The sequence below is a fragment of the Variovorax gracilis genome, assembly GCF_030317115.1.
GTDB classification, from domain to species: domain Bacteria; phylum Pseudomonadota; class Gammaproteobacteria; order Burkholderiales; family Burkholderiaceae_C; genus Variovorax; species Variovorax gracilis.
In genome coordinates, this window is sequence record NZ_JASZYF010000044.1 from 1 (window position 1) to 16,658 (window position 16,658).

Annotated in this window: 19 protein-coding genes; 15 read left to right on the top strand and 4 right to left on the bottom strand. The window is 66.0% G+C overall.

Going from position 1 to position 16,658, the window contains the following annotated elements; genetic code table 11:
- From QTH97_RS33835 to QTH97_RS33845, 3 genes are all read right to left on the bottom strand, one after another.
- Positions 1-119 (bottom strand): SDR family NAD(P)-dependent oxidoreductase (locus tag QTH97_RS33835; protein ID WP_286572997.1); only part of this gene is annotated, 119 nt, incomplete at its 3' end.
- A gap of 58 nt (positions 120-177) precedes the next feature.
- Positions 178-849, bottom strand: a complete 672-nt coding sequence (locus QTH97_RS33840; RefSeq protein ID WP_286572967.1) for an RraA family protein — start codon at positions 847-849, stop codon at positions 178-180.
- A 16-nt stretch (positions 850-865) separates the two neighbouring features.
- Positions 866-2,074, bottom strand: a complete 1,209-nt coding sequence (locus tag QTH97_RS33845) for an aspartate transaminase (protein WP_286572968.1) — start codon at positions 2,072-2,074, stop codon at positions 866-868.
- A gap of 158 nt (positions 2,075-2,232) precedes the next feature.
- Between QTH97_RS33845 and nac the strand changes: the two genes are divergently transcribed.
- From nac to QTH97_RS33920, 15 genes are all read left to right on the top strand, one after another.
- Positions 2,233-3,168 (top strand): nitrogen assimilation transcriptional regulator NAC, encoded by a 936-nt coding sequence (nac, locus tag QTH97_RS33850; protein WP_286572969.1) that lies wholly within the window; start codon positions 2,233-2,235, stop codon positions 3,166-3,168.
- 135 nt (positions 3,169-3,303) lie between these two features.
- A complete protein-coding gene (locus tag QTH97_RS33855; protein WP_286572998.1) occupies positions 3,304-3,786 on the top strand; it encodes an acetyl-CoA carboxylase biotin carboxyl carrier protein in 483 nt (160 codons plus the stop codon).
- Between the two features lie 10 nt (positions 3,787-3,796).
- Positions 3,797-5,149, top strand: coding sequence for an acetyl-CoA carboxylase biotin carboxylase subunit (accC, locus tag QTH97_RS33860; RefSeq protein WP_286572970.1), 1,353 nt, complete (start codon positions 3,797-3,799; stop codon positions 5,147-5,149).
- Positions 5,150-5,160: 11 nt separating this feature from the next.
- On the top strand, positions 5,161-5,817 hold the full coding sequence (gene pxpB, locus QTH97_RS33865) for a 5-oxoprolinase subunit PxpB (protein ID WP_286572999.1): 657 nt from the start codon (positions 5,161-5,163) through the stop codon (positions 5,815-5,817).
- A complete protein-coding gene (locus QTH97_RS33870) occupies positions 5,814-6,803 on the top strand; it encodes a 5-oxoprolinase subunit C family protein (protein ID WP_286572971.1) in 990 nt (329 codons plus the stop codon). The genes pxpB and QTH97_RS33870 overlap by 4 nt, the downstream gene beginning before the upstream one ends.
- Positions 6,800-7,228, top strand: a complete 429-nt coding sequence (locus tag QTH97_RS33875; RefSeq protein ID WP_286572972.1) for an acetyl-CoA carboxylase biotin carboxyl carrier protein — start codon at positions 6,800-6,802, stop codon at positions 7,226-7,228. The genes QTH97_RS33870 and QTH97_RS33875 overlap by 4 nt, the downstream gene beginning before the upstream one ends.
- A gap of 19 nt (positions 7,229-7,247) precedes the next feature.
- A complete protein-coding gene (locus QTH97_RS33880; RefSeq protein WP_286572973.1) occupies positions 7,248-8,012 on the top strand; it encodes a LamB/YcsF family protein in 765 nt (254 codons plus the stop codon).
- A 208-nt stretch (positions 8,013-8,220) separates the two neighbouring features.
- Entirely contained in the window at positions 8,221-8,973 is a 753-nt protein-coding gene (locus QTH97_RS33885) for an SDR family oxidoreductase (protein ID WP_286572974.1), read from the top strand.
- A gap of 30 nt (positions 8,974-9,003) precedes the next feature.
- Positions 9,004-9,705 (top strand): amino acid ABC transporter permease, encoded by a 702-nt coding sequence (locus tag QTH97_RS33890; protein WP_286572975.1) that lies wholly within the window; start codon positions 9,004-9,006, stop codon positions 9,703-9,705.
- 3 nt (positions 9,706-9,708) lie between these two features.
- Positions 9,709-10,464, top strand: coding sequence for an amino acid ABC transporter permease (locus tag QTH97_RS33895; protein WP_286572976.1), 756 nt, complete (start codon positions 9,709-9,711; stop codon positions 10,462-10,464).
- Positions 10,465-10,563: 99 nt separating this feature from the next.
- Positions 10,564-11,298, top strand: a complete 735-nt coding sequence (locus QTH97_RS33900) for an amino acid ABC transporter ATP-binding protein (RefSeq protein ID WP_286573000.1) — start codon at positions 10,564-10,566, stop codon at positions 11,296-11,298.
- A gap of 50 nt (positions 11,299-11,348) precedes the next feature.
- Complete coding sequence (locus tag QTH97_RS33905) at positions 11,349-12,191, top strand: ABC transporter substrate-binding protein (RefSeq protein ID WP_286572977.1); 843 nt, start codon at positions 11,349-11,351, stop codon at positions 12,189-12,191.
- A 231-nt stretch (positions 12,192-12,422) separates the two neighbouring features.
- Positions 12,423-12,869 carry a GAF domain-containing protein gene (locus tag QTH97_RS33910; protein WP_286572978.1) on the top strand — a complete coding sequence of 149 codons (447 nt, stop codon included), beginning with the start codon at positions 12,423-12,425 and terminating at the stop codon, positions 12,867-12,869.
- A 120-nt stretch (positions 12,870-12,989) separates the two neighbouring features.
- Positions 12,990-14,348: a putative DNA modification/repair radical SAM protein gene (locus tag QTH97_RS33915; RefSeq protein WP_286572979.1), complete on the top strand. Its 1,359-nt coding sequence runs from the start codon at positions 12,990-12,992 to the stop codon at positions 14,346-14,348.
- Complete coding sequence (locus tag QTH97_RS33920) at positions 14,330-15,916, top strand: UdgX family uracil-DNA binding protein (RefSeq protein WP_286572980.1); 1,587 nt, start codon at positions 14,330-14,332, stop codon at positions 15,914-15,916. Before QTH97_RS33915 ends, QTH97_RS33920 begins: the two co-directional genes overlap by 19 nt.
- Before the next feature lie 37 nt (positions 15,917-15,953).
- Here the strand turns inward: QTH97_RS33920 and QTH97_RS33925 are convergent, their stop codons facing one another.
- Positions 15,954-16,496, bottom strand: coding sequence for a hypothetical protein (locus QTH97_RS33925; RefSeq protein ID WP_286572981.1), 543 nt, complete (start codon positions 16,494-16,496; stop codon positions 15,954-15,956).
- Positions 16,497-16,658: the final 162 nt, after the last annotated feature.

Genomic DNA, 16,658 nt, shown 5'->3' on the forward strand with positions numbered 1-16,658 from the left:
CGCGCGTTGAGGATCACGCGGGCGCCGGCGCCGGCCAGCCCGCGCGCCAGCGCGAAGCCGATGCCCGCGCTGGAACCGGTGATGAGCGCAGTGCGCCCGGTGAGGTCGAAGCTCTTCAGGATAGCGTTCAAGGCGAAGTTCCCGGATGGAGGAAGCGTAGAGACGGAGGAAAGTGGCTCAGTTGGGGCAGCGTGCTTCGAGGGCGTCGACGAAACTGCGGTCCCAGCGGCCTTCCTTCATGGCGCGAATCGTTTCCGCTTCGGTGGCCAGATGGGCCCGGGCCTTCTCGATGAGCCATTCCGCGTCGTCCGGCGAGAACGCCATCAGGCCGTCCTGGTCGCCGACCACGATGTCGCCGGGGTTCACGAGCATGCCGCCCACCGATACCGGAACGTTGATCTCCCCAGGCCCATCCTTGTAAGGCCCGCGGTGGTTGACGCCGCGCGCATAGACCGGAAAGTCGCGCGCACGGATCTCGGCGACGTCCCGAATGGCTCCGTCGAGCACCACCCCGACGGTGCCGATGGTCGCGGCGTAGAACGACAGGATGCCGCCGATGACGGCGTTGGCCAGATCGCCGTCGGCGTCGATCACGATCACGTCGCCCGGACGGCAGAACTCGAAGGCACGCAGCAGCGTCAGGTTGTCCCCACCGCGCGACTTGATCGTGACGGCGGTGCCAGCCATTGTCCCGGGGCCCGGCCGGTGATAGGGGTGCAGGCCCACGCTGCCGATGTTGCGATGCATGTTGTCGCTCAGTGCCGCGACCGGGATGTCGCGCAGCGCGGCGATGTGAGCCGGGTTGACTTGTGGCGCCGACGGGTTCTTGCGAATGCCCTTGAATTGCATGGGAGTCTCCAGTTCGTTAACGCAGTTCGGCGACGGCGCGGCCTATGCGCGCGCAGCCTTCCTGAAGGATGTCGATCGAGGTGGCGATCGACAACCGGAAGTAGGGTGAGAGGCCATAGGCGGTGCCCGCGACCATCGCGACACCTTCGCTTTCCAGCAGATACATCACGACGTCGCCGTCCTCCGCCAGGACCTTGCCCGAGGGTGTGGTCTTGCCGATCAGTCCGCTGCAGTTGACGTAGAGGTAGAAGGCACCGGGCGGCGCGGCGCAGCTCAGGCCGGGGATCGCGTTGATCAGGGCGAGCGTGCGATCGCGGCGTTGCTTGTAGACGGCCACACTCTCCGCCACGAAAGACTGGTCGCCGTTCATCGCCGCCGCCGCGGCCGCCTGGCTGATGGAACAGCAGTTGCCGGTCGATTGCGACAGCAGCGTGTCCATCGCGCGGATCATGTCGGCAGGCCCGGCCACGTAGCCGATGCGCCAGCCGGTCATCGCATAGGTCTTCGAGACGCCGTTGACCACCAGCGTGCGATCGCGCAGTTCGGGTGCCACCGCGAGGATGTGCGGCGTCTTCTCGCCGTCGAAGCGAATGTGCTCGTAGATGTCGTCCGTCATCACCATGACGTGGCGGTGCCGCACCAACACGTCCGCAAGGCGCCTGTATTCCTCGGCGGTGTAGGCCGCGCCCGTCGGATTGCTCGGCGAATTGATGAGCAGCCAGCGCGTGCGCGGGGTGATGGCTGCTTCGAGTTGCTCCGCGGTGAGCTTGAAGCCGTTCGCCTCGGGGCAGGCGACGATGACCGGCTTGCCGTCGCAGGCGAGCACCATGTCGGGGTAGGACACCCAGTAGGGCGCCGGCACGATGACCTCGTCGCCCGCCTCCAGCGTGATCGCGAACGCGTTGTAGATCGCACTCTTGGCGCCGTTGGTCGCGATGATCTCGTTCATCGCATAGCGCAGGCCGTTTTCCCGCTGGAGCTTGCCGACGATGGCTTCGCGCAGTTCGACCGTTCCGGCCATCAGGGTGTAGCGGGTGGCGCCCTTGTCCATCGCGGCGGCTGCGGCCTGGCGGATGTGCAAGGGGGTGTCGAAGTCGGGCTCGCCGACGACGAGGTTCACGATGGACTTGCCTTGGCGACGCAGTTCGTTGGCGCGGTCTGCTGCCGAGGTGCTGGGCGAAGGCTTGATGCGACGGACGCGCTCTGCGATGCGGGAGGTGGTCATGGCTTCCTGGATTGGGATGGCAGGCCCGTACGGTACGCAGATCTCCTTCCCAAGGCCAAGACGAGATCGCTCTGGGCGGATAGGTAGAGCTTATGGTGACCCCGGATGGCCGCTGCATGCCTCGGGTGCTAGGCTCGCGTTTTGCTTGGGGACCCGGTGTGAACCTGCGGCGACTCAAATACTTCGTGAAGATCGTGGACATCGGCAGCTTGACCCAGGCGGCCGAGTTGCTCTTCATTGCCCAACCCGCACTGAGCCAGCAGTTGATCACGCTCGAAGGCGAAGTGCGCCAGCAATTGCTCGTGCGAACCAAGCGGGGCGTGACCCCAACCGAGGCCGGCAAGGTCCTCTATCGGCACGCGCAGATCATCCTGCGCCAGTGCGAGCAGGCCCAGACCGACATGGACGCGGCCGGGCAGGGCGTCTCGGGCCAGGTGTCGGTCGGCCTCGCGCCGGGCACGGCGGCAGCGGCGCTTTCGCTGCCATTGCTGCGCACGGTGCGGGCACGTCATCCCGGCATCCTCCTGTACCTCAACGAGAACTACGGCACGACGCTGAGCGAGCTGATCATGAACGGCCGCATGGACCTGGCGGTGCTCTACGGCGACAAGGCGATTCATGGGCTGACATTCCTGCCGCTGCTGAAAGAGCCCCTGTACCTGGTGGGACCGGCCTCGGTCCCGGCACCGGCCCAACCGGTGCGTCTGGCCGACCTGCGCGACATGGAACTGTTCCTGCCACGCCCGTACAACGTGGTGCGCAAGCTGGTTGATGCCGCCTTTGGCCGGATCGGCGGTGCGCCACGCGTGGTCGCAGAGATCGAATCCGCCTTCACGTTGACCGCGGCGATCGCTGACGGCCTGGGCGCCACCGTCCTGCCGGCGTCCATGGCGCGCGAAGTGGTGGCTGCCTGCGGCGCATGGCAGTTCAAGATCGTCGACCCGGTGATCGAGGCGCCGCTGGCCTTGTGCCAGTCGGACCACCTGCCCTTGTCCGAACCGGCGCAAGCGGTGAAGGACATCCTGCTCGAACTGGTCGCCGAGTTGTCGAGCGAGGCCGCGACCGAGGACCCATTGCAGGCCGCGGTGTCATAAGCCCGCCTTATCCCGGCACAGCCAATCCGTCTTTGGCTTTGGAGCCGTCGGGGGCTACCGTTCATGCCTGCCGTCACGCGTTCGCGGAATGCGTCGGCCACCAAGGAGATCCCGCCGCTTGCCGGCGGGGCCGGCATGAACCAGGAACAAATCAGGATCCTCATTGACGCATTGGCGGCTTCGGAATTGTCGGAGTTGGAGTACAGCGAAGACGGTTGCACGTTGAGGCTGGTGAAGCAGGCGTCTTCGACGTCGTTGGCCGAAGCCGGACGGGTCGCCCGGGGCGACTGCGTGACGCCACGCGGCACCGCGAGCCACCCGGACGGTTCGAGCTCCGAATTGCCTCGCGAGTCCAACGAATCCCGCAACGGCCTGGCGGCGAACTTGCAGGAGTGCCTGGCGCCACTCTATGGTGTGATCCACCTTCAGCCGTCGCCGGACGAGCCGCTGTTCGTGCGGCCCGGCCAGGAGATTGCGGCCGGGCAGACCCTGTGCGTGATCGAGGCGATGAAGGTCTTCAACGAGGTTCGAGCCGAGGCCGACGCCACCGTCGCCGAAGTGCTGGTACGGTCTGGCGAAGAGGTCGAGGCCGGTCAACCACTGTTCCGTTTCGCCTGAGAAGGACGCCATGTTCGATACCGTCCTCATTGCGAACCGCGGCGAAATCGCCTTGCGCATCCTTCGCGCCTGCCAGGGCCTGGGCCTCAAGACGGTGGTCGCGCATTCCGACGTCGACCGCGACGCAGTCTATGTGCAGCAGGCCGATCAGGCCCTGTGCATCGGTCCAGCCAGTCCTGGCCAGAGCTACCTCAATCAATCAGCACTGCTCTATGCCGCCGAGGTCAGCGGCGCGCAGGCGATTCATCCGGGCTACGGATTCCTTTCGGAGAACGCGGGTTTCGTCCAGAAGGTCGAGGAGGCCGGACTGTGCTTCGTCGGACCGAGCGCCGCCTGCATCCGCGTGATGGGCGACAAGGTCGCGGCCAAGCGCGCGATGCGCCGCGCCGGCGTGCCCTGCGTGCCGGGGCCGGACGACGGGCTGCCGGACGATCCGGATGCGTTGCGCGCGCTCGCGCGCGAGGTTGGCTACCCGGTGATCGTCAAGGCGGCCGGCGGCGGCGGCGGTCGCGGCATGCGCGTGGTCCGCGAAGTCGGCGAACTGCTGGAGGCTTTGGCGCTCACGCGCGAGGAGGCACGACGCGCTTTCGGCAATCCGGAGGTCTACATCGAGAAATTCCTGCTGCATCCGCGGCACGTGGAGATCCAGGTGCTCGCGGATAGTCACGGCCACGCGATCTGGCTGGGCAGCCGGGACTGCTCCTTGCAGCGCCGCCACCAGAAGGTGATCGAGGAGGCCCCGGCGCCCGGCATCGACGAGGCGCTGATCGCCGCGGTCGGAGAGAGTTGCGCGGCAGCCTGCCGACAGATCGGCTACTGCGGCGTCGGCACCTTCGAGTTCCTCTACGAGAAGGGCGCCTTCTACTTCATCGAGATGAATACGAGGCTGCAGGTGGAGCACCCGGTGACCGAGATGACCACGGGCATCGATATCGTTCAGCAACAGCTGCGCATGGCGCGGGGCGAACGGTTGGCGATCGCGCAGGCCGATGTCCCCTGCGCAGGACATTCGATCGAATGCCGGATCAATGCGGAGGATCCGGACACCTTCGCGCCGTCACCGGGTCGCATCACGGGCTGGCGCGTACCCGGCGGCTTCGGCGTGCGCTTCGATTCGCACGCTGGCGCCGGCTACCGCGTGCCGCCGTACTACGACTCGATGATCGGCAAGTTGATCGTGCATGGCACCAGCCGCGAGGACGCGCTGGATCGCATGCGGCTGGCGCTGAGCGAGCTGCAGGTGGACGGCATCGCCACCAACGTGCCGCTGCATCGTGCCTTGCTCCAGGATGACGGCTTTGCCGCCGGCGGGGTCGACATCCATCACCTCGAGCGCTGGCTTCAACACAGGAGCACACCGTGAGCCTTTCGACAATGGGATCGGCTCCGACGGTGAGCCTGCTCGGCACCACCGCGCTGCTCTTCGAAGCACCGGGCGCGATGGAACTGCATTCGCAGCAACGCATCTGGGCGCTCGCGCAGGAGGCAGCCGGATGGCCCGAGGTGCGCGAGGCCGTCCCCGGAATGAACAACCTGATGCTGAGCTTCGTCCGCCCGCCGCGTGCGCTCGATGAATTGAAGGCGCGACTGCACGCCGCGTGGGAGGCCGTCACGCCACTCAGCCGCGAAGGCCGCGTGGTCGAGCTGCCGGTTCGCTACGGAGGCGCCGGCGGTCCGCACATGGCCGACGTGGTCGCGCACACCGGCCTGTCGGTCGAGGAGATCGTCGAGTTGCACAGTGCGCCGCTCTACCCGGTGTATGCGCTCGGAAGCCATCCCGGCTACTGCTACCTCGGTGGCATGGACCCGCGCATCGCGACGCCGCGGCGCAAGGTGCCAGTATTGAGCATTCCGGGCGGCGCGGTGTCCATCGGCGGTGCGCAGACCGGCGTCTCGGCCTCGGCCGGGCCGAGCGGCTGGAACACCATCGGCAGCACCACCATGAGCTTCTTCGACCCGGCACGGAATCCACCGGCGACGCTGCAGCCGGGCGACCGCATCCGTTTCCTGGTGGAAGGGATAGAACCATGATCGAGATACTCTCCACCGCCGCGCTGGCGACCGTGCAGGACCTCGGCCGGCTGGGCAGCCTGCGCTTCGGCGTGGGCACCGCGGGAGCCATGGACGACCTCGCATTGGCGGCGGGCAACCTCCTGCTGGGCAACGAGCCGGGTGCGGCAGGCATCGAGATTCCGGTCTTTCCGTTCAGGGTCCGCTTCACCGAGGATTGCCTGTTCGCGTTGACCGGCGCGGACTGCGGCGCGAAGCTGGATGCGGAACCGCTGCTGCCTTGGTGGGCAAATCAGGCGCGCGCCGGCCAGGTCCTGACGCTGGGCCTTCCGCAGGGCGCGCAGCGCGCGAGCCGGGCCGTGCTGTGCCTGCCGGGCGGCATCGACGTGCCGGAGGTGCTGGGTTCGCGCAGTACCCAGATGCGCGGCGCCTTCGGCGGGCACGAGGGGCGGGCGCTGCGCAAGGGGGACGTGCTCCGTGCCGCTGAGCCGACGCGCGCCTGCCGTACCGGCTTCGGCCTGGTGCCACCGTCGATTGCCTTGCCTCTGGAAGTCGATGGGCTGGTCGCGCTGCGCGTGCTGCCGGGCGCCGAATACCTGGGCTTCGAGGCGGCCTCGCGCGAGGCCTTCTGGGCCGGCGAGTGGCGCATCACGGCGCAGAGCGATCGCTACGGCTACCGGCTGTCCGGCGCTGCCTTGCAGCCGGTGGCGCCGATGGAGCTGCGCTCGCATGGCATCGTCCCGGGCGTGATCCAGGTGCCACACAGCGGACAGCCGATCATCCAGATGCGCGATGCGCAGCCTTCGGGCGGCTATCCGAAGTTCGGCACCGTGATCGAGGCCGATCTGTGGCGCCTCGGCCAGGCGCCGATCGGAAGTCGCATCCGCTTCATCGAGACGAACTGGGACGAAGCCGTGGCTGCGCTGGAACAGAAAGAAGCCTGGCTCGCGAAGGTGGCCCGCATGGTCGCGCTGCATCGCAGCGGGCCGATGGGAGTTGCCGCATGAAGAAGTCGCCTCATGAGCTGCGCGAGATCGCCGGCTGGATGGCGGCGACGGACATCGGCTTCCTCGAACTGCAAATGCCTGGCGCGACCGTGCGACTGGGCCGACGTGGCGCGCAGATCGAGGTCATCGAGCCTGGCGAGCGTGAAGCCAACCGGCCTGCTGCGACGAACCGGGCCGGCCCGCCTCTCGACACCGTGACTTCCGCCTCGGTCGGGGTGTTCCTCCACGCACACCCTTGCGCCACGGTGCCGTTTGTACGCGCCGGCACCGGAGTGCAGGCCGGCCAGATGCTGGGATTGCTGCGCATCGGCGTCCTGTTGCTGCCGGTGATCGCCTCCCGAGCCGGCACCGTCGCCGCGTTGCGTGTCGAGGACGGCGCGGCCGTCGGCTACGGCGCCGCGTTGGTCGACCTGCATCCCACCTGATCACAAAGGACGAGCCACCATGGACATGGACCTGAACGCAGACCTGGGGGAAGGCTTCGGCCCCTGGCGCATGGGCGATGACGAGGCGCTGCTGGGCATCGTGTCCTCGGCGAACGTCGCATGCGGTTTCCATGCGGGCGACCCGCAGATCATGGATCGCACCGTGCGCACGGCGCTGGAGCGCGGCGTGGATGTCGGCGCGCATGTCGGCTTCCCCGACCTGGCCGGCTTCGGCCGCCGCGCGATGCAGATGGACACGCGCGAGCTCGTTGCGGCCGTTGTCTACCAGCTTGGTGCGCTGGCAGGCATCGCGCGAACAGCCGGTCACCGGATGACACACATGAGCTTCCACGGCGCGCTCGGCAACATGGCCGCAGCGGATGCGGAACTCGCCGCGCCACTGGTGCGAGCGGTGGCGGACTTCGATCCGTCGCTGACCATCAGCTCCTCGGCGAGCCGGGCCATCGAGGACGCAGCAGAGCGATGCGGACTGCGCGTTCGCACCACGTTCCTGGCCGACCGCGCCTGCGACGACGCGGGGCTGCTGATTCCGCGGAAGCTGCCCAACTCGGTGATCCACGAGCCCCAACACGTGCTGGCCCGAGTCCGGCAACTCCTGGAGGAGGGCACCGTCACCACCTACGGCGGCAACAAGATCCCGATGCGTGTGCATTCGATCCTGGTCCACGGCGACACGCCCGGCGCAGTGACGCTGGCGCGCGGGGTGCGCGAAGTCGTCGAGTCGCACGGCCGCGTGGTCCCGATTTCGCGCCAGTCCACCTGAAGCGCACTTGCTGAACGGGCACGGACATGGTGCTTACCCTGACTCCGAACGCACCCTTCCAGGGCGACATAAGGCAGCCTTATCGCTCCACAGCCAATCCGTCTTGGCGCGTCGAACTTGCCGTCGATACAGTGAATTCACCGCGCTCCGAAACTGCATCCGACAAGGGTGCAACCGGGCGCCATCCCACAGAAAGAAAGTGATCCAGATGCCCTTTTCCGACTACAAGACCGCCCTGGTGACAGGTGCCTCCTCCGGCATCGGCGCCGCCGTCGTCGAGCGCCTCTGCAAGGAGGGCCTGCGGGTCCATGCGCTGGCCCGCAGCGGCGAAAAGCTGAAGGAACTCGCTGCGCGAACGGGCTGCATCCCGCACGCTATCGACGTGAGCGACCTGGAAGGCGTGACCGCGTTGACGAAAGAAGTCGACTTCGACGTGCTCGTGAACAACGCCGGCGTCGATCGACCGGGCTCGATCCTGAAAGCCGACGCCGAAGGGATCGACCTCCTGGTGGACGTCAATCTGCGTGCCGTGCTGCATCTATGCCGCCTCGTGGTTCCGGGCATGGTGGCGCGCGACAACGGCCATGTCGTCAACATCAGCTCGATCGCCGCGGCCTACAACTTCGGAGGCAACAGCACCTACCACGCAACCAAGGCCGCCGTCAGCATGCTGTCGAGCCAACTGCGCGTGGACTGCTTCGGCAAGCGGGTCCGCGTGACCGAAATCTGTCCGGGACGCGTGGCGACCGACATCTTCGCGCACGTGCACGGCGACTCCGAGGAGACGCGCAAGCGCTTCGTCGAGGGCTACGAGTTGCCGGAGGCCGCGGACATCGCCAATGCCATTGCCTTCGCCATCGCGGCGCCCATCGCGGTAAACATCGGCCACATGGAGATCACGCCGACCCTGCAAGTGCCCGGCGGCCTCTCCACCGCCAAGCCGGAGACGGTACGGGCCTGACCAGGCCGCCCGTCCACACGAGAGCACCCCATGAAGCACTTCGACCTCCTGGCGATCCTGCTCAAGCCCGAGTTCGGCGCCATGCTGCTGCACGGAATGGTGCTGACCCTGAAGATCGCGGTCGGCTCATGGCTGCTCGCGATGTCGATTGCCATCGTGCTGCTGGTGGTCCGGCTCAGCGCCAACCCCGTCGCCGAGCGGGCGGTTGCAGCCTACGTGTCCTATCACCGCAACGTGCCGACGCTGGTGCAGCTCATGCTCTGGTATTTCGGCATCTTCAGCCTGCTGCCGGACGGCGTGCAAGCCTGGCTGTCGAACAACAACGCCGAGGCGCTGATCTCGGTGATAGCGCTGGGCCTTTGCCAGGCAGCCTACTTCAGCGAGGACATGCGCTCCGGCCTGCGTGCCATCCCGGCCGGGCAGTCCGAGGCAGCGCGTGCGCTGGGCCACGGCTACATCGGTGCGATGCGGCACGTGATGCTGCCCCAGGCCGTGCGCAACGCGGTTCCGGCCCTGGTGAACCACAGCGTGTCGCTGTTCAAGAACAGCAGTCTCGCGATGGCGATCGGCGTTGCCGAGCTGACCCATGCAGTCAAGGAGATCGAGAGCCAGAGCTTCCGCACCTTCGAGGCCTACAGCCTGGCGACGGCGATGTACCTGCTGGTCTCCCTGCTCATCATGGCGGTCGGTGCCTGGATTGCGCGCCGCTATCGCGTTGCCGCGGCGAGGTAAGACATGTTCGGCATCTTCGACATCCTGCGCGACAACTGGCTGCTGCTGCTGGTCGGCCAGTACCCGAACGGGCCGCTGGGCGGCATCGTTGCCACGCTCATTCTCTCGGTGCTGGGCATCGTGCTGGCGTTTCCCGTGTCAGTGATGCTGGCACTGGCGCGCCTGTCTCCCTGGCGCGCCCTGCGCTGGCCCGCCACGGTGCTGGTGTACATCGTGCGCGGCGTTCCGCTCCTGATGGTCATCCTGTGGGTCTACTTCCTGGTGCCGCTCCTGATCGGACGGGATGTGTCCGGCTTCACGACGATGCTGTGCACGCTGGTGATCTACGAAGGCGCGTACCTGTCGGAAGTGGTCCGCGCCGGCATTCAGGCGCTCCCCAAGGGACAGACCGAGGCAGCCCGCGCGCTTGGCCACAGCCATTTGGGCACCATGGCCTTCGTGATCCTGCCCCAGGCCCTCTACAACATGCTCCCGAGCATGCTGAGCCAGTTCATCTCCACCATCAAGGAGACCACGCTGGGCTACGTGATCAACGTCCAGGAACTCACCTTCGCCGCCAACCAGATCAACAACCAGTTGCTGACCAAGCCGTTCCAGGTGTTCTTCATCCTGGCGATGACCTACTACGTCGTCTGTTTCAGCCTGACCCAGCTCGCGCAATGGCTCGAGCGGCGAATCGCCCACAAGCGGCTCGGCAGCGCGACACCCGCCACCTCGGAAGACGGCCTGCCGCTGCCGCCGGTGGCAGCCAATCCCTGACACCGCGATTCGACGGTGAACGAAGCAATGTACGGAGACAAAACCATGGACACCCTTGAACAACCCGGCGCACGGCCCAAGCCGCGCGAAGACGACACCATGATCCTGTTTTCCAACATCAACAAGTGGTACGGCGACTATCAAGCGCTGACCGACGTCAACGCCGAGGTCAAGAAGGGCGAGGTGGTCGTGGTCTGTGGTCCCTCGGGTTCCGGCAAGTCGACCCTGATCCGCACCGTCAACCGGCTCGAGGAGATCAAGTCCGGCCAGTTGCTGTTCGACGGCCACGACATCCACGCGCCGATGAGCAGCCATGCATTGAACAAGCTGCGCAGCCGCATCGGCTTCGTCTTCCAAAGCTTCAATCTGTTTCCGCATTTGTCCGTGCTGGACAACATCATGCTGTCTCCCGTGCGCGTACTGGGCGTGAAGCGTGGCGAGGCCAAGGCAAGGGCGGGCCAGTTGCTGGAACGAGTGGGCCTGTCGAACAAGGCGAATTCCTACCCGGCCCAGCTGTCGGGCGGCCAGCAGCAGCGCGTCGCGATCGCCCGGGCGCTCGCAATGGAGCCGCCCGCGATGCTCTTCGACGAGCCGACCAGCGCGCTCGATCCGGAGATGGTGGGCGAGGTGCTCTCGGTCATGCGCAGCCTGGCCAACGAGGGCATGACCATGATGTGCGTGACCCATGAGATGAACTTTGCGCGCGAGGTCGCCGACCGCGTCTGGTTCATGGATGCCGGTCGCATCCTGGAGAAGGCCGACCCCGAGACCTTCTTCACCCGGCCCCAGCATCCCCGTGCGCAGCGGTTCCTGTCCGACCTGCGGGCGCACTGATCCGACCACTTCGCTTCTTCCTCGATCGATCGACTTCCTAGGAGTTCTCCATGTCCAAAGCCAACGTGACTCGTCTTGCCGCCCTCGCTGCGGTCCTCTGCACATGTTCGCTGGCGGCCCAGGCCGACCAGTGGGGCGACATCAGCGCGCGCAAGGAGCTCAAGTGCGGCACTTTCGCCGACGTGCCGCCCTTTGCGGCGCCCGATCCCAAGACCCGCGAGATGGTGGGCCACGACGTCGATCTCTGCAACGCGATCGCGAAGGAACTGGGACTGACGGCCAAGGTGACGCCACTGTCGGTCGAGGCGCGTGTGCCCGAGGTCAAGCTCGGCCGTGTCGACGTGACCATCGCCAACCTCGCCTACACCAAGAGCCGTGGCGAACAGATCCAGTTCAGCGATCCGTACTACGTCGCCAAGGAAATGCTGGCGGTGAAAGCGTCCGATCCGGGAACCACGAAAGCCGACTTCAAGGGCAAGCGCCTGAGTTCCACCAAGGGCTCGACTTCGGAGTTGTCGATCAAGATGAACGGCTCCGAGCCCGTGACCTTCCAGGACACCGGTTCGGCCTTCATGGCGGTTCAGCAGAACAAGTCGATGGGCATGGTCGCGAACACCATGACGATCACCAAACTGGTCAACCAGTCGAAAAACGAAGGCGTCGCACTCAAGATGATCAAGGAGCCGATGGTCCTGCAGCCCATCGGCATCGGAATGAAGAAGGACGAGCCGGCGCTGCTGGCCAAGGTGAACGAAGCGCTCTATTCGCTGGAGAAGAAGGGCGAGTTGGACAAGCTTTGGAACAAATGGCTCGGCCCGAACACCGAGTACAAGATGACTCGGGAGGAAAAGGTCACTCCCCTGGCTGATCTGAAGTTCGAATTGCTTCCTTGAGTGCGCCGCTCGCAGCGCTCGCGTCGTCGAGTGGAACCCGTCAATTTCACGTCGTTTCGCACACATCCACTTGCCATGGCTGATTCAGGATGCTTCGACGGAGAATAGTGATCGATGGAAACGGAAACACAACCCCAAGGCTGCGGCCTCACGTGCTGGACCCGGCAACTCTCCGTGGTGACGGCAGAGGCGGACAAGCACGGATTGGCCCACTTGGAACGATCGATCGGAATGCTTCTCCGCGTCGTGCGCGAGCAGCTCAAACTGGAAGTGGTTTTCGTGGGCGAGTTCGTCGCCGGCGAACGCGTGTTCCGGCACATTTCGGCGCAGGCGAAGGCGCTGGTCGTGAAGGCCGGCCAGTCGCACCCGCTGGACAAGACGATCTGCCAGCGCATCGTCGATGGACGCATACCCCGCTTGCTCAGGAACGTCAGGGAGGAGCGCGCACACTATGAGCTGCCAGAGTACTACGAGGTGCTGGGCGGTCACATCGGAGTGCCCGTGCGATTCGAGGACGGCAGCCTCTACGGCGTTCTCTGCGGCTTCAGTTTCACGGCGTGCGATCACCTCGATGAGCGCGATGTGAAGCGCCTGGAGATGGCAGCGAGTGCCGCGGCGCGCCTGCTGGCCCAGGCGGAAGGCCACGACGTGGATCGGTCGGGTCTTCCAGTGAACTGAGCCTCGGCAGCCCGCAACCGCACCGGGTGAAGCATGCGTTAGCGGGAGAAAGAATGTAACGAGCGCCTGGGATGGTCAAGCTGCGCGCAGCATTCGAATACTGTATAAAATAACAGTATCATGGCCACGACCATCCTTCGCAAGCTCGCCATCCTGGCCGATGCGGCCAAGTACGACGCTTCCTGCGCGTCTTCCGGCGGCGCCAAGCGCCATTCTCGCGACCAGGCGGGCATGGGGTCGAACAGCGGGGCTGGCATCTGCCATAGCTACGCACCCGACGGGCGATGCATCTCCTTGCTCAAGATCCTGCTGACGAACTGGTGCGTCTACGACTGCCTCTACTGCGTGAACCGCGAATCGAGCGACGTCGAGCGCGCACGCTTCTCGCTGGATGAAGTGGTGCAGCTCACGCTCGACTTCTATCGCCGCAACGTGATCGAGGGCCTGTTCCTGAGTTCCGGGATCATCCAGTCGCCCGACTACACCATGGAGCAACTCATCGAGGTCGCGCGTCGGCTGCGCGAGGACCACCAGTTTCGCGGCTACATCCACTTGAAAACCATCCCCGACGCGAGCGCCGACCTGATCGCCCGCGCCGGTCTTCATGCAGACCGCCTGAGCATCAATATCGAGTTGCCCAGCCAGACTTCATTGACGCAGTTGGCGCCGCAGAAGAACGCGAGCGCCATCAAGCGCTCGATGGCTCGCATCCGTCTGCAACTCGACGACACCGCAGAGCAACTGGGCCATGCCGCACGGCGAACGCGGGCCATGGCCAACGCCCCCGCAGCGCAACCGCCGCCGCCGCGCTTCGCACCGGCCGGGCAAAGCACGCAGATGATTGTCGGCGCCGATAGCTCGGACGACCGCGCAATCCTGCGCACAAGCGTGTCGCTGTATCGCAGCTATCGTCTCAAGCGCGTGTACTACAGCGCATTCAGTCCCATCGCCCATGCCAGCGCGCTGCTTCCCGGCCGCGCAGCGCCTCTGATGCGCGAGCACAGGCTGTACCAGGCCGACTGGCTCATGCGCTTCTACGGATTCGAGGAGCACGAGCTGGTGACCGATGGCGGCATGCTCTCGCTGGACGTGGATCCCAAGCTGGCGTGGGCGCTCGCACATCCGGACTGGTTCCCGGTCGACGTGAATCGCGCACCGAAGGAAACGTTGCTGCGTGTGCCGGGGCTGGGCATGCAATCGGTCGAGCGATTGCTGAGCGCGCGAACCGTGCGGCTTCTTCGCAAGGCCGACATCCTGCGCCTGGGCGCACCCGGCGTGCGGATCCTGGCTTTCGTGGCGTTGCCCGACCATCGGCCGCGAGGCGATGCCACTTCGCAATTGGAGGCGATCGCTGCCCGGGGTCGATCGTCCGAGCGAGGGAGGCCGGGCATGGCAATCCACGCCGCTCGGCAGGGCGATCTGTTCGCCACCGGCCGCGAGGAGGCTTCGAGGATCGAGCCGTGTCCGTCGTTTCGCTGAGCGTCCCTGCGCCTGACGATCTTCAGGGCATTTTCGCGGCCTTGCGCGATGCCCTGCAGCGTGGGCTGGATCCCGATGCGGTGCGGTGGGACGAGGGGCGACCGTGCCAATCCTCATTGATCGACGATTTCGTGGAGGGGGTGCACCGCCGGCCCGCAGCCGGGCCGCACTCGGATGCCGCTTCGCCGCCGTTGCTCCTTCCGCGTGCAATGATCGATCTTCTGCGCGCCGCACTGCTGAACGACAGCCCGGAGCGCTTCCATGCGGCGCACACGCTGGCCGCCGCGATCTTGCGCGACCGACGGGCCTGGGGCGACACCTTGCGAGACGACCGCTTGCGGCTCGAACGCATGGCGCGCGAGGTGCGCCGCGAAATTCACAAGATGCACGCCTTCGTCCGCTTTCGACCGCTCAAGGACGAAACAGGCGAATGCCATGTCGCCTGGTTCGAGCCAGCACACCACGTGGTGCGCGTCGCGGCGCCATTTTTCGTCGATCGGTTCGCAAATATGCGCTGGGCCATCCTCACGCCGCGTGGCAGCGTGCGCTGGGATCGTCAAGCACTGCGCTTCGGTGCGCCGGCGGCGCGCGAGGACGCACCGCGACCGGACGAAGGCGAGGGCTTGTGGCTGGCGTACTACCGAAGCGTGTTCAACCCGGCGCGCCTCAAGCCAGCCATGATGCGCCGGGAGATGCCGGTGCGTTTCTGGCGCAACCTGCCCGAGGCAACTCAAATCACCTCGCTCATGCAACAGGCGGCCAGCCGCGCCTACAGCATGCGCATGCACGCCAGCCCACCGCGGGAGCGCCGCGTGGGCCGGGTCGTGCAAGCGCTGAAGGACGACGGATGCAGTGGGAATGTCCAGTCTTCGGGGCCGTGCGGCGGCGCCCAAGTCCATCCCGTCGGGGAAGTGCGGCCTGCCTCGCCATCGCAGCAGCTGGCGTCGCTGGCGCGCGAGGCGTCCTGCTGCGAGGAATGCGCATTCGCGGCCGATTCCACACAGACCGTGTGGGGCGAGGGCCGTGCCGGCGCGATGCTGATGCTGGTGGGCGAACAACCAGGCGATCAGGAGGACCTGGAGGGCCGGCCGTTCGTCGGTCCGGCGGGCCAACTGTTGCATCGCGCGATCGACTCGCTGCAGTGGCAGCGGGAACAGTTGTACTTCACGAATGCAATCAAGCATTTCAAGTACGAGTGGCGCGGCAAGCGACGCATCCACAAGACCGCCGCTCAGCAGGAAGCACTGGCTTGTGCGCATTGGCTGGAAGCGGAAATCGCCATCGTGCGTCCGCGCGCGCTCGTCGCGCTCGGCCGCACGGCGTTGGCAAGCCTGATGAAGGCACCGTTGAGCATCGAGGCGCATGCCGGTCGATGGCTCACGCGCGAAACCGACGGTCTGCCCGTCTACGTCATGCCGCATCCAGCCGCAGTGTTGCGCGCAGGTGGCGAGAGCTTGTCGCGACGCGAGGCCGAGTGGACCGCTCTTCTCGCCGCGGCGGGCGAAGCGTTGCGCCCGGTGCGAAGTGGCGCAGTTGCCGAATGGCGGGAACGAAAAATACCTGCTTGAAGACTTCTGCGTCCGCCGGCACTGGCTCGGACCGAACTCAGGACGCCTTTTTCCGCAGAAGTTGGCCGAAGCGATTCCGCGGTGCCGCCGGCTTCGCACTCTTGTCGGCGCGGTAGGCATCGCGCTGCGCCCGTAGCGCTTCCGCCAAAGCGGTGACGCTTGCGGTGTTGTAGCGCCAGATCCCCGTCACCGCGAAATGTGCGGCCCTCGGCGACACCAGAATGTCTTGGGCACCGATGCTCTGCAAGATCTCCGACCGTGCCTTGGCAAGCAAGGCCTCTCGGCCGTCGAAGTCTGCGATGGCGCGGCTGAGTTCAATGCCGATCGAATGGATCGCCGGGTGCCGCTCGGCGATAAAGCTGACCACTTCCGCCAGGACCAGTTTCGGTAGTGCACCGATCCGGAAGCCTTGGAAGTCGACGGTCATGAAGTTCTCGAGCAGCACCTCCGCTCCGTCGGGACTGAGTGTCACGGACCGCACGCGTCCGATCAACGTCTCGCCATCGAAGACGGCGATGGGGTCGCCAAGCACGTAGTCCTGGCCATCCGGGCCCGTGAGGCGAAGTGCTTGTCCCGTCATTCGGCGCGAAGTCCGGATTCGTGTCCCTCGCCTGGCGTGTCAAGGGTCGCGAACGAGGCTTCGTTCTCGCTTCTCGGAAGGTTCAACGTGGTAATCATGTTCCGAGCTTAGCGGGGCCCGGCCGCGCGCAAGGAAGCCGGAACCAGGCGGGACCGATCCATG